Below are 13,879 nucleotides of genomic sequence, written 5' to 3'. Positions count from 1 at the left end.
TGTTTTTTTGTAATTGCTTGAGGGAAAGAAGAATGTGTTGTTGGATAGAGAAAATCATGGGGGGGGGTGGGGATTAATTTTCTTTATCAGAATCTTTTTCTTCGCTTGTTGCGGATAATATATTCGGTGTATTAATATCTGGCTCTTTTGGTTTCAAAAGATTAATTTTATTTGATGCGTAGTCCATAATCCTTTTTGGAATCTGTTGTAAAGGTAAGATTTCACGCACAGCACCAATCTCTATGGCTTTTTTTGGCATACCAAAAACAACACAAGTTTGTTCATCTTGAGCTATTGTATATGCACCATTATCAAAAAGTTCTTTCATTCCTATCATACCATCATCACCCATACCAGTCAGAATGATTGCTAAAGTGTTTTTCCCCGATATATTATTTGCACTTCGAAATAATATATCAACACTAGGTCTGTGTCTGCTTACCCTATTTGCTTCAAATGGTGCAACATAATATTTACCCTCCTTGTAACTTAACAGAGCATGAGAATCTCCATTTGCAACATAAACACAATCATTTTGCAACTGCACTTTTGAATTAATCTCAAATACTTGAAGCTGACTGTTTGAATCAAGTCTTGCAGTTAAAGAAGAAGAAAACATTTTGGGAATATGTTGCACTATAACTATCGGTGGCAACCCTTTAGAAGGTAAAGTTGATAAAATTTTGTTCAATGCTTCTGTACCCCCAGTAGAACTACCTATAACAATTAACTTTTCTCGTGATAACGAACAAGGCTTCTTCTCTAACACTGTATCGGGATGATATTTTTCCTCAACTTGTTTTGATAAAATATTATTTACTTTTCTATCTAATGCCATAATTTTCCCTCTATTTTTATTAACTTAGAATATACCCATAAGAGATTCTGAATTTTTTATAAATATTTTATTACCGAGTCTATCGAATTGAGAACTTAATCCTAAAATATCTTCGGAATGCCCCAAATACAAGGTTCCGCCAACCTTGAGTATATTATGTAATTTTGCTAAAATTTTTTCTTGATCGCTTTGTTTGAAGTAAATAAGGACATTGCGACAAAAGATCATATCAAATTCATTATTGCTAAAAGGGTAACTTTTGCTAAAAAGGTTAAGTTGCCGAAAAGTTATCATATCCTTTAATGATTTTTTTGCACGCAGATACATAGTATTATGTGGGGTTGTTTTTAGAATATCAAAATAATTGTCCAGAGTTACCCAATCAGGAATCTTATTTAGTCTTAAATCAAGTGTATATTCTCCTTTTTTTGCAAGATTCAGCATATTAGTATCAATATCTGTTGCAATAATTTTAATTGTAGAATGCGATTGATAAATATTTTTTGCATACATACAAGTTGCTGCGATAGAATAAGGCTCTTCACCACTTGAGCTTGCTGAACAAAAAATATTAATAGATTCATTATTTTGCAATAATGGAATTAACGTGCGATTAAGCATATCATCAAAGTGATAAGATTCTCGAAAAAGATCTGTTTTATTTGTAGTAAAGTTATTAATAAAAGATTGTCTTATTTGGGGATTATTTTTAATTGCACAAAAGAGATCATCAAATGAATGGATATTAGCACAAATAGAATCCTTTAATAATACATTAATTCTATTTTGTATCATGGTCTGTTTTGTATCAGTTAAGTGAATACCACATGTTTCATAAAGTGCGTCTTGTATTTGATGGAGAGTTTTGGTATCAAGCTGAAATATTTTTTTATTCATCTATTGTCCTTATTCTTTCTAATATGAAAGAAATAGAATTTTTTAAGTTATAATGTTAGCATATTTTTTCAAATAAGGGAAACATCAATGCGACTTGGAATAAATATAGATCACATTGCATATCTACGAGAAACAAGGAAAATCAATGACCCTGATCCATTGGAAGCAATTTTTATTGCTAAGCGATCTGGAGCTAGTCAAATAACAATTCATTTGCGAGAAGATAGAAGACATATTCATGATAGCGATATTTCACGGATTATAGAATCGAGTTTCTTGCCGATTAATATAGAATGCTCAAGTGCAAAAGACATAGTAGATTTTATTTGCACAAAAAAACCACATAGAATTACACTTGTTCCAGAAAAGCGAAATGAGGTAACAACTGAAGGTGGATTATTATTACATGAAGGTATGTTACCAATTTTAGAAAGATTCTGTAGCAATGAGATTGAAGTTTCACTTTTTGTTGATCCATGTGACAAGAGTATAGAGAAAAGCATAGAGATTTCACATCAACTTGGTACAAAAATTGGTGTGGAACTTCATACGGGAAAGTATGCCAATATATCCCTTATGCTTTCTTCAAATCTCCCGCACACCCATCATAGTATTAAAGAGTTTGAAACAAGCAGAAGTGCATTGCATACTCGTCTGGTACAAGAAATTCACAATATAGAATCTAGTGCAAAACTTGCTTTCAATGAGGGGTTAAATGTATATGCGGGGCATGGACTAAATTATTTTAATGTTGCAGAAATTGTCAAGATCAAAGAGATTGAAGAACTCAATATAGGGCAAAGCATCATAGCACGTTCTATTTTTATTGGGCTAGAGCAAGCTATTAGAGATATGATTGGGCTAATACAATAGCTTGTTAAAAAACCTCCTGTGTGATATTGAATATAAGTTTATAGAATCTGCATTGATATAAATCCTTAAGGCGGTTACTAGCTTTATTTACAAATATTCTACACTCTAAGCTTTCTTCTATACATTTAGGAAGCCTTTAAATATTAATTTTTCTACTTTGATAATTTTCTTGTATAATTCATAACTTTATAAGAAGTCTCAAGAAGAAACTTGTAATAGAACAAGAATTTTTCATGGTAATTCCATTATATTAAAATACTTGAAGCTTCAATAAATACCATTATAAATTCTTTATTATCTCTTTATGATATGAAGATCGATAAAAAGAGATTCTAAGATTATTCTGTTGTAGCCAAAAAGATTCTAAGATTTTTTAGAAAAAAAACTTCTTTTGTGACCTCTCGTCATCATAAAACTTTGTTCATAAAAAATAATAAAAGTTACAAGGACTCCGGCTACAAGAGATGTAGAAACAGAAAGCATAATAGTAATATTATTAAAAAATGCAAGCAAATAGCCTAATTGTTCGGGCTTATCAGCATGTTGTGTAAAAGCAAGAATAGAAAGAATACTTTTATAACCATAACTACCAGGAAACATTGGTAAAAGTGCAGGAAAAACAATAATTTCAGCAGGAACTTTCTTCCGTTTTGCCACAAGCATTGTCATCAATCCCATGCAAAAACTTGCACAAAAACTTGCTCCAGCAAGACTAAAGATTGAAAATTGCATAAGCATTGAACGAACAAAATATCCAAATCCTGAAACACATACAATTCCAATAAAAATATTACGTGGTGGATTAAAGGCGTAACTAAATCCAAAACCTGCCACCATAGCAAATATTGTATTCATTAGAACATGTTCAAAAGAATTTGTATTAAAAAAATCTCTATAAAGAAACTCTAATACCGCCGGATAAAAATGTGCTATATCAAACATTTATATCCCCTAATAACCAATTCATAAATATATTTCCTACTAGATAATATTCTAATCTATTACAAATCTTATTATTGCGTGTGAATCAAACTTACTTGTGCAATACTTAGCGTAAGATATGCACCAACTGCTATACAAATCAATAAGATTCCCATATTAACCCCACGACTGATTGCCATAAGTGTATATTCATGTAATACATCTGTAAGAGAATTGATAATTTGCACACCAGGTATCAAATAAAGAATACTTAAACCAACAGCAATCTCTGGTGTCTTTGTGAGACCAAAATGCACACCAATATAAGCAACAAAACTTGAAACAAAAGAAACTACAATAAACATAGCTCGTGCATCAATCTTTAACTTTGTTAAAAGATACTTTGTTGCAAATCCTGCAAATGTACCCATAAATACACACAACAATGCTCCTACATCACCATCAAAAAGCTTGCAAAATGCAGTATTTGCAATGCTTACAAAAAATAATGAAGAAATAAAACCATAATTTTTCGATTCCATAATTTGTTCAAAACGTTCGGTCGCTTCTTTGAGAGGAATTGCGTGATCATAAATATACCAACTTAATGCACTTAAATCAGAAATGATTCTAAAATTTGCACCTAATGGAGGATTAGGATTAACTTGAGTGCGACGATTTTGATAATTTGATTTCTCATAAATACTCAAAGTGATCGATTTTAACCAAATTATCATATTGACATCATACCCATAACTCGCTCCAATTCTTTGTGTGCAACGCACAACGCGTGAAGTATATGCACCATTTGACATAAGCATGGCAGCATATTGTGTTAAGAAAGTCATAAGTTCCTCAATATTCTCGGATTGTTGGGAAACAGAATTTAAGCCTTTTTTATTTTGAGAATCCCCTACACAATGTGTATTAGATTCAAATTGCAAAGGTTTTATGTGTGCATTGATATGGTAAGCTTTTTTTGACTTTTTATAATGATTAAGACATTTAAAAGCATTACTCTGTTTTGTTTGAGATGTCTTCACTTCTTGTAGCTTTTCTCGCATAATTGCCTTCCTTAAAATAAGGTAAAAAATGTAGATTGAAAAATGATAAAATTTCTCGACTTCTATTTAAGCTTTACAGGAATAAAATGAGAATCTTTTACTCCATAGAATCTATCGTTATACTGCACTTGGTTATTATCAAGTTTTTCGTGAAAAAATCTTGCACTATTTTTGTTACCTTGAGATAATAAAATATCAATGGCAAGAGCAGTAGCATAATTTACCCAATCATATTGTAAATCAGAATTTAAAAGCTCATTAAAAGCTAATAATTTTGGATTTAATGGACCAATTGCATTAACAATAAAAATCTTTTGTGTATCCTCTTTTGGTATAAGGCTTAAAAGCGAAAGATTATAATTGATTTGTGAAGAAAGAAAAGCTATGGGCATATTTTTTGTATTACCTATTTGAGGCACAATTAATCCACTCTTAATAACAGAAGTATTCAATACTATCATGGATTTTCTAATTTCTGTTCGAATCTTTTGCAATAAAGGTTTAAAGTCATTAGATTTCTTAGAATCTATACTTTCTTGTGCGATAATATTTTGTGATTTTGTTTTGAGTATATTGCCCAACATTTTTCCCACAACACCATCATCATCAAGACTAATAATTGGAGCATTTTTTGAAGATGATAAAGCAACCATCATATCAATTTGTTTTTCATAATCAATTCCACCAAAAAATACATTCTTAGCGTTAGCATATTGCCCTGCATTCTTTTTGTGAATAGTAGGAATGAAAAGTGGTAGAGACATCTCAGAATCTCGCAAAAGATTTGCCATACCCTTTGGTGTCAAAATGGCAACTACAAAATCATATTTTTCATTGAGTGCATTTTGGTATGCTTTACGCACATTGTCTGCTTCCTCATTTTGTGAGTTAAAAACCTTAAATTCAAAATTATCACCATGCGTAACTAAATATAAAAGAATAGAATCCGCACTTGTAATAGAATACCGCCCAATATTTTTCTGTGGAATGAGAAGTGCAACACGTACTCCTGTTTCTGGATTAAGAGATGGTGGTAAAATATTTGTATCTAAAATTGCTGAAGCAATCTGAAATTTATTTCTTAAATCATCATCATTATAGTTCCCATATAGTGCAATAAAACTAAAATAATATTCCATATCAAAAAGCTTTTTTAAGCAAGATTTCGAACACTTCTTAACGGAAATATTCAAAACCTCTTGTGTTGGTGTAGGAAGGGGAGACATCACTTGTGTCTTTGCAAAAGTGCATGAAAATAAAAAACTTATAATACAAAAAGCAAACAGAATTTTTATTATCTTGTCTTTTGCGGTAGATAGCATTTTTTTCCTTTATTTAAACAGAATCATAATAGCCACTAAATATTAATTAATTCATTTAAGGCATTATATCTAAAAATCACTTTTGTGGGAGAGTTTTTCATAGAGTTTTTGATGAAAATAAATTTTTAGAAATCCTTAATCCATTGACATAGGATAAATGCCCTAAAAAATAAATTGAAACCTTCATTCTCTCATTTTACTCTTTATAAAATTTTAGAATAGGTTACACTCTCATCTATCAGCAAGTGCGATACTATAAGTCAGAAAATTTTGTCAAAATAACTTTCTACCATTTTTATTATATTATGGGTGATACATTGTAAGCAACGACAAAATAAATAACATGGCAACAGAACCAAATAAAATCGCATCTATTCTATCAAGAATCCCTCCATGTCCGGGTAAAATCGTCCCAGAATCTTTGAGATTGGCACGTCTTTTTAATGCACTCTCAAATAAATCTCCAATAATAGAACATATAATAATAAATACACTGGAAATTGCTGCTATTGGAAATGTTCCAAATATTCCAATACCAGCAACAGAACCAGCAATAACTCCACCAACAATCCCACACAATGCCCCCTCAATAGTTTTCTTTGGTGACATTGCACATAATGGAGTTCTGCCAAGCTTTTTACCTCCATAATATGCAAAAATATCGGCAATTGCGACAACAATAATAAGCCACACTAAATATCCTACTCCGAGACAATATAAAGAATAAAGAGATACGAAAGGTAAAGATGGATAGATAAAAGGTGCAATAAGCTTAAAGCCAGAATCTGAATTATCGCGTATCGCATAGATTGAGGCAGCACATAATCCAAGTGTTGCGACGACCATATGTGCTTGTTTTGTGCTAAAATAGAGTGCTACCCACAACACAACAGCAAGAATAATGCTGAATGTATGTAAATTGATTTGATAGAGCTTTGTTGCTTCATACATTGCAATGAGATAAAGCACCCCCATACTAGCCCAAGTCAACTCCCTATTATTTATCCAAAATACAACCCCAAGAACAACTATCATCACTAAAGCACTCCACACTCTTTGTGAATCTTGCATAATAAAAGCCTTAAACTTTTTTAACATTTTATACTCCTAAGAGAAATTCAACAATTTATACTGTATAATTTTACTAAAAAATACTAAAGTTAGGGTCTAAAAATGGATAATTATGAAATAATTGTAGTTGGTGGTGGTCATGCAGGTGTAGAGGCAAGTCACATTTGTGCTAAAATGGGTTTAAAAACTCTGCTTATCACACACTTACTTGATAATATAGCTCTTGCAAGTTGTAATCCTGCTATCGGGGGCTTGGGTAAGGGGCATTTAGTCAAAGAAATAGATTCTTTAGGTGGTCTTATGGGGGCAATCACTGATATTAGTGGGCTACAATATAGAATCCTGAATGCTTCCAAAGGTCCAGCTGTACGTGGCACAAGGGTACAAATTGATATGGATTTATACCGCAAACATGCACGCGATGTTTTATTGCATGCAAAAAATCTAACTCTTATTCAAGGAAGTGTTACAAAGATTCTCACACAGAATAATGAAGCTATCGGTGTAGAATTAAGTATTCAAAAGCAAATTTTTGGAACAAAAATAATCCTTACTGCGGGAACTTTTTTAAGGGGTTTAATTCACATTGGAGAAAACAAAAGTCATAATGGCAGAGCAGGAGAAATGGCAAGTAATGATTTGAGTGAAAACCTCATCAAGTTAGGCATACCACTCGAACGATTAAAGACAGGTACATGTCCTCGTGTGCTTGGCTCAAGTATTAATTCGGATATACTAGAAAAACACTATGGAGATGCTCACAATACAAGAGGAGAGATACTGCAAACCTTGCAAAATTCCTTCAAATCTCATAATAATGACGAAAAAAGGTCTACCAATCAAGAATCTTATGATAAAGATTTTCTCTTTCGTGAAGCAATCAATAATGCAAATATTAAAGATTGGCAAAAATTTCAAAATTTCTTACGCAAAAACTTTAATGAAACAGGAAATATAAGTGAGATTCAACGAACAACAACAAAAGGTTTATGTAATGATATGCAAAACATTCATAAAGATGCACCATATTTTAGCATACTAACACATGATTACCTAATTTATGGACGCGAAAATCTTATCTCAAAAATTCTTAATACACGAATAAAGTATGGATATTTCTTGCCTCATGAGTTACCATGTTTTGTAACTTATACGAATGATACAACCCATAAAATTATAGAATCTAATTTCTATCGTGCACCTCTTTTTACAGGACAAATACAAAGTGTTGGTCCTCGTTATTGTCCAAGTATTGAAGATAAAGTAAATCGCTTCAGAGACAAACAACGACACCAACTTTTCTTAGAACCACAAACTTATAATGCCGGAGAATATTATATTAATGGCTTAAGCACAAGCCTACCTTATGAAGTGCAAGAGGAAGTTATCCATTCCATATCGGGATTAGAACACGCAGTCATTACTCGCTATGGTTATGCTATCGAATATGATTATAGTCAACCAACAAATCTCTATCACACCCTCGAATCAAGAATCATAAAAAATCTTTATTTTGCAGGACAGATTAATGGCACAACAGGATATGAAGAAGCTGCAGCTCAAGGTATCACAGCTGGAATTAATGCATGTCTCGCAATATTATACAAACAAGGCAAGGTAAAAAGGGATTCTCTCATTCTTGATAGAAGTGAAAGCTATATTGGGGTAATGATTGATGATTTAGTAACAAAAGGAACAAATGAACCCTATCGTGTTTTTACAAGTCGTGCAGAGTATCGCTTATTACTAAGAGAAGATAATGCTTGTTTCAGAATGCTACCTTATAGCAAAGAGCTTAAACTTTTAGAGACTTCTATTCTTATGCAACTTGAGACCGACAAAAATAATATTGAATCTTGTTTGCCAATTTTAGACGAAGATTACACGCCGAATAAAATAAATCTTGAAAAATTAGCACAAATTAGAGAGGATGGATTCCAAAATAAATGTAATTTCTCTCTGATTTTAGGAAGAGAAAGTATGAATCCTGCAAAAATGAGAAAACTTGATAATCGTTTTGCTGGGTTAAGTAGTCGTGCCCTCAAGCAACTGCAAATCCATGCGAAATACAAAAGCTATATTGATAAACAAGAAAATCAAATTAAACGAAGTAAGCAAAATCTCCATTTGGAGATTCCAAGTGATTTTGAATATCAAGGAATCTCTGGATTAAGCCTTGAAGTGATTGAGAAATTATGCAAGGATAGACCAAAAACACTTCAAGAAGCACAACGCATTAGTGGAATAACTCCTGCTAGCCTTGAAGTATTGGAACTACACATTATACTCCATCGTAGGAAGGCACAAGAAAAAAGTGATAAGATTTTATAATATAAGTTTCCTTATCGAAAAATAAAAAGAAATCGCATATCATAGAATTCTAACCAGCCCCCTGCTCTATTCAAAATTGTGTAGAAAGTGTATCATAGTATAATCTTGTTGCTATTATAACATTCCCCATACTGCGACAAACGATAATTTATTGTTTCTCAAGCCCCTAAATCCTTTATTACTCACTCAATACAATCTTATACAATATGCTTTTTGTATTGTATAGTATGAAACTATATACAAATATTTTATTCAAAAAGGGTATATAATGGGGTTTAAAAGCTTACATGAGTTAAAAGAGTTTGAAACAGAAGTAAGAAAAATTAGGACAAAATTAAAACTCTCAAAAAATGGAAGAACATTTATTTATAGAATCCTCAATATTCATTATTGATATCAGTTACTCTCATGACGTACAAAGTATTTTAAAATTACAAAATACCCCTTTATCTTACAATGTCTTCGATATGTGTAATATTCATATTTTATTTATTTCAAAACTTTATGTGATTCTATATTTTTTACAAAATCCTAGTATTAAATATCACGGAAAAAGTTATAAGTAAAGTAAAAATACTTCAAAATTTAAATGTTTCTTAGTTATTAAGTTAAAGTAAATTCAAATTGCTTACGAACTTTTTGTAATGTTTGTATATAGTATTGAGAAATAAATACTCTTCAAAATACTAAAAACTAAAATAATCTTAATAGGTATCAAATTTGTAAATATAGCTTACTTGACCGCTTATGAAAGAACCTAAACCTACTTCTCTACCAGCAAAAAATGCTATTGATGGTTTCACTCCAAACTCTACTTGATGATTATAAGCAATAGTTGTTCTAAGACCAAAATTGATACCAATTGCACTACCTACCGCCGTTGAACCAGTTGAACCCGTTAATGGTGTCCCAATTAATGCACCTGCAAAAAATCCTAGAAACAATCCAGCACTATAACTTTGCTCATCTGTCCAATTATAAAGATAATCCGCATCTATATCTATTAAAGTATATAAATCATGCCCAATAAATGAATTGCTGGTAGGAGTAGTGGCGGAAGGATAGAAACCATGCCCCACTAACCCTGAAAGATAGAATCTAACACCGCTATTATCGGTAATGAAAGCTTGATAGCCTACCTTTGCACCCAAGAAATACACTGAACTCCCAGTAGCATTAGAACCACCTGTTACATTGATAGCACCTCCACCACCCACACTAACACCAAGCACAACACCGCTTTGCTCTTTAGCATACATGCTACCAGATAATGCACTAACCAATGCTAAACTAACTAAAAAATTTTTCATAGATAATCTCCAAAACAAAACTAAAAACAACAATATATTTATTGTTGCATAAGCGTATGGTATCTTTTTTTTTTTTTTGTAAGTCAATATATTTGGACACAAAAATATTCTTTTTTAAAATTCTATGTTTATTTTTGAAACAAAATTAACTATATTCTATCAAGAATCATGAATATTTACTCAATATTTTATATGATTTCTCTCTTGTTATTTTGCATCTAAAATTATGTAATGAGAGCTTGCAATAAATAAGCCATGTTGATTTTTATTATTGCACTAATGTCTTGAATTAAAAATCTTAATAAAATCTCTGTTGTAAATAATTTATTATAAATATATTTTGTATTTAGTTACTTGTTCGATAGCGAAATTGTCCTTTTTTAAAAATTAAGGGAAAACCACCCAAACTAAAAAGCCAACGATTTTCTATTGTATTTTTCATAAAAGCAGCAAATTCACCAGATAATTCCTTGCCATAAACAATCCCCACACCATCTGTATGTCCTATAGAACATACGGTCCCCCTGTGTTTAAATACGAAACCAGAATCAAAATCCTTGCCTTTCAGCATTTCACCCAACATTTGTGCAACAAACTCTCCCATTTGTGCGGAAAGTTGTGCTGTGGGAGCATGAATAGCATCTTTTGTGGTTGGTTGTGCACTATCGCCAACAACAAAAATATTCGCATGAGTAAGTGATCTTAACTGAAAACCAACTTCAATTTTACCCTTTTTGTTTGGAATATCTGATTGCTCAATAATATCGCTACCTTTTACTCCAGCACCCCAAAGTATTGTATTTGCTTTCAATTCTTGTAATTTCCCATCTTTTTCAATTACAACACTACTTTTTTTAACTTCTTTTACATCACCATTTGTAATAATCTCAATATTCATTTTTTCTAACTTCTGCACAGCTTTTTGACTAAGATTCTCACTAAAGACAGGGAGAATCTGCTTATTTCTCCCTATACATGTAATTTTTGGAATCTTATTATCAATCCCACAAATTGTGCAAAGCTCATTGAATTGTGAACCAAGCTCGGCAGCAAATTCTATACTTGTGAAACCAGTCCCACATACTATAAAGTGCAAATCGAGCGGATCTTTTGTATGCACAAATTCTTTAAATTTATTTTCAATATGCTGTCTTAGTTTTAAAGCAACATTTAAAGTGGAAAGCTTAAAACTATATTTTTTAACTCCAGGTATATTAAAATCATCGGGTCTAAAACCAAGTGCAATTACTAAAACATCATATTCATACTTGCCACCATTTCCATACACACAATTATTCTCTGGCTCGAGCTTAATAATTTTATCTTTAATAAACATAACTTTATCTTGTTTCAAAAGTTTTCGATAATAAATTCTAGCTTTTCTAGCTGAAAGTGTTCCAGTGGCAACTTTATGCAAAAGTGTCGTTTGGTAATGGTAGTCATGCTTACTAATAAGTGTAATTTGCGGTTTCTTTTCAGATGAAAAATCAACTGATTTTTGCAATCCCATAGCCACTTTCAATCCACCATAACCACCACCAATAATTAAGATTCTAGGATTAGTTGGTAGCTTCAATTTTTCTACATTACAAACACTATATTCTGCATATCTTGCCATTTTATAACCCTTAATATTCCATCTATAAAAATCTCTAAAATTATATCAAAATTCTCATAATTTATAATCCAAAAATCATGTAAAATCATCTAAGGATAAGAATCTTTATAATGAATGCCAAATTAAAACTGCTTGTTTAAACCGATACACTAAATTCATAGAATATAAAATAAATAATGAAAATAGTAAAAACATAAAAAAATCTAAAAATTCTAAAATTACGCATAGTATTTAAGATATAATTCTTAAAAAATAAAGCTACAACTATCATCAAATTATTAATTACCATAAAGGAAAAATATGAAAATTTCTTTCTCTGTCATTTGTAGAATTTATATTCTCTTTTTGTTTTTTAATGGATGCGATAATTCAAATAAAAACACAACACCGCTTGATAATATTCAAATTACTCAAAACAACAATCCTGCAAAAACTCCGGAGATTGAACATAAAGATTCTACAATGCTTAACGCCACACAACAAGATTCTCCACAAACTCTTACCTTGCCAAATGATGTGCAAGAGTTTCAAGAAAAATATTTTAAACATATCCAAGAATGGGAATCTTTTTGGCAAGATTCCAAGATAATAGATAAAAAAGAAAAAGCGAAAAAACAAGATGAACAAAATAAAGAAGCCCTGGATTTAGACAAGACCTTTATTGTTTTACGACAAAAATACAGTGCTAATCAAAATGTATTGGAATCTTTACGCGATTGTGCATGTTTATTTCCTGATTGTAGTGCCGTGATTACAAACAATGAATACTTTTATCCGAATATGGATATTTTAGAAGTATATCAAACAATTATTATGGATAAAAAAACAAATATTTTTAGTAATATAGCTCTTATTGAAGAATATGACTATGTGCTAAAAAGTATGCAAACTACAACAATTGATTTACAATCTCAAGCAATATTGCAAGGAGAAAAAAATCAACCATACCGCTCAATAAAATTCCAATGGCAACTTCCACAAGAAAATATTTCTTCTCAAGCTACGAATTTTCGTATAAAAGACTTAAATACAAAGGATTTTAACACAAAAGATTCCAATAGCGAGAATCTTGTTATAGATTCTAAACCAACAAATATTATGCTAACAATCACACTTACGCCAAAGGAAGAGATTTGTCTCCCATATCAATACAACAGCATTACAACTTTTATTCAAGATAAATCGGGTGTGCATACAAAACATTATGAAGAAAAGCTACCTGCTTTTTCTTATCCTGCTGATTTAGTCTTATTTGTAGCACAAAGTTGTGCATGTGCAAGAGCCTTAGGAAATATTCCAAATATTGCAATGAATAATCTTGATGAAGCATCAAAAAAGAATTTCTTGTCACCACAAGTCAAGTATTGTGATGAAGTAGATTCTAAACGCAGGGATTTATGGGAAAAATATATGCAAGATTCTAGGATTATTGGAATCTTACAGCAAGAACAAAGAATGTATAAAACACAATACAGCCCAACAGAACCTCGAGACAACGACACAATCCCAACATTACAACCATGACAATTATATTGTAAGCAAAATTCTTCACAAAAACCTTTTATTTTTTTCTAGATTCTCACTATGCAGAATAATCTAGAAAATCTTTTGTTTTTTAATTTAAGGTTGGAATT

11 protein-coding genes and 2 pseudogenes are annotated in these 13,879 nt (G+C 31.3%); 5 read left to right on the top strand and 8 right to left on the bottom strand.

Features of this window, described 5'->3' with window-relative positions; all coding sequences use genetic code 11:
• Positions 1 to 73: 73 nt before the first annotated feature.
• Together CQA53_RS00985 and CQA53_RS00980 are read right to left on the bottom strand one after the other, a co-directional pair.
• The gene (locus tag CQA53_RS00985; RefSeq protein ID WP_115542139.1) at positions 74 to 838 is read right to left on the bottom strand and encodes a CheB methylesterase domain-containing protein; all 765 of its coding nucleotides are present in this window, start codon (positions 836 to 838) and stop codon (positions 74 to 76) included.
• A gap of 24 nt (positions 839 to 862) precedes the next feature.
• Positions 863 to 1,735: a CheR family methyltransferase gene (locus CQA53_RS00980; protein WP_115542138.1), complete on the bottom strand. Its 873-nt coding sequence runs from the start codon at positions 1,733 to 1,735 to the stop codon at positions 863 to 865.
• 87 nt (positions 1,736 to 1,822) lie between these two features.
• Here CQA53_RS00980 and CQA53_RS00975 point away from each other — a divergent pair, with 87 nt between their 5' ends.
• The gene (locus CQA53_RS00975) at positions 1,823 to 2,608 is read left to right on the top strand and encodes a pyridoxine 5'-phosphate synthase (protein WP_115542137.1); all 786 of its coding nucleotides are present in this window, start codon (positions 1,823 to 1,825) and stop codon (positions 2,606 to 2,608) included.
• A gap of 363 nt (positions 2,609 to 2,971) precedes the next feature.
• Here CQA53_RS00975 and CQA53_RS00970 read toward each other — a convergent pair whose 3' ends face one another.
• The 4 genes from CQA53_RS00970 to CQA53_RS00955 all read right to left on the bottom strand — a co-directional run bounded on the left by CQA53_RS00970 (position 2,972) and on the right by CQA53_RS00955 (position 7,013).
• Complete coding sequence (locus CQA53_RS00970) at positions 2,972 to 3,550, bottom strand: threonine/serine exporter family protein (protein WP_115542136.1); 579 nt, start codon at positions 3,548 to 3,550, stop codon at positions 2,972 to 2,974.
• A 71-nt stretch (positions 3,551 to 3,621) separates the two neighbouring features.
• Complete coding sequence (locus CQA53_RS00965) at positions 3,622 to 4,593, bottom strand: threonine/serine exporter family protein (protein ID WP_245945555.1); 972 nt, start codon at positions 4,591 to 4,593, stop codon at positions 3,622 to 3,624.
• Positions 4,594 to 4,655: 62 nt separating this feature from the next.
• Positions 4,656 to 5,915, bottom strand: a complete 1,260-nt coding sequence (locus CQA53_RS00960) for a type 1 periplasmic-binding domain-containing protein (RefSeq protein WP_115542135.1) — start codon at positions 5,913 to 5,915, stop codon at positions 4,656 to 4,658.
• A gap of 303 nt (positions 5,916 to 6,218) precedes the next feature.
• Positions 6,219 to 7,013 (bottom strand): phosphatidate cytidylyltransferase, encoded by a 795-nt coding sequence (locus CQA53_RS00955; RefSeq protein ID WP_115542134.1) that lies wholly within the window; start codon positions 7,011 to 7,013, stop codon positions 6,219 to 6,221.
• Positions 7,014 to 7,088: 75 nt separating this feature from the next.
• Here CQA53_RS00955 and CQA53_RS13765 point away from each other — a divergent pair.
• From CQA53_RS13765 to CQA53_RS13495, 3 genes and pseudogenes are all read left to right on the top strand, one after another.
• A pseudogene (locus CQA53_RS13765) lies at positions 7,089 to 7,862 on the top strand (FAD-dependent oxidoreductase); the annotation flags it as partial.
• A gap of 141 nt (positions 7,863 to 8,003) precedes the next feature.
• A pseudogene (locus CQA53_RS13760) lies at positions 8,004 to 9,317 on the top strand (FAD-dependent oxidoreductase); the annotation flags it as partial.
• A 268-nt stretch (positions 9,318 to 9,585) separates the two neighbouring features.
• Complete coding sequence (locus CQA53_RS13495) at positions 9,586 to 9,711, top strand: hypothetical protein (protein WP_281271153.1); 126 nt, start codon at positions 9,586 to 9,588, stop codon at positions 9,709 to 9,711.
• 310 nt (positions 9,712 to 10,021) lie between these two features.
• Here CQA53_RS13495 and CQA53_RS00945 read toward each other — a convergent pair whose 3' ends face one another.
• Both CQA53_RS00945 and CQA53_RS00940 read right to left on the bottom strand, forming a co-directional pair.
• Entirely contained in the window at positions 10,022 to 10,627 is a 606-nt protein-coding gene (locus CQA53_RS00945; protein ID WP_115542132.1) for an outer membrane beta-barrel protein, read from the bottom strand.
• Between the two features lie 346 nt (positions 10,628 to 10,973).
• Positions 10,974 to 12,245 (bottom strand): NAD(P)/FAD-dependent oxidoreductase, encoded by a 1,272-nt coding sequence (locus tag CQA53_RS00940; RefSeq protein ID WP_115542131.1) that lies wholly within the window; start codon positions 12,243 to 12,245, stop codon positions 10,974 to 10,976.
• A gap of 300 nt (positions 12,246 to 12,545) precedes the next feature.
• Here CQA53_RS00940 and CQA53_RS00935 point away from each other — a divergent pair, with 300 nt between their 5' ends.
• Positions 12,546 to 13,769: a hypothetical protein gene (locus CQA53_RS00935; protein WP_115542130.1), complete on the top strand. Its 1,224-nt coding sequence runs from the start codon at positions 12,546 to 12,548 to the stop codon at positions 13,767 to 13,769.
• Positions 13,770 to 13,879 lie beyond the last annotated feature (110 nt).

Source organism: Helicobacter didelphidarum, assembly GCF_003364195.1.
GTDB classification, from domain to species: Bacteria; Campylobacterota; Campylobacteria; order Campylobacterales; family Helicobacteraceae; genus Helicobacter_A; species Helicobacter_A didelphidarum.
The sequence above is the reverse complement of the archived record's forward strand: the minus strand, read 5'-3'. Positions and strand labels throughout refer to the sequence as shown.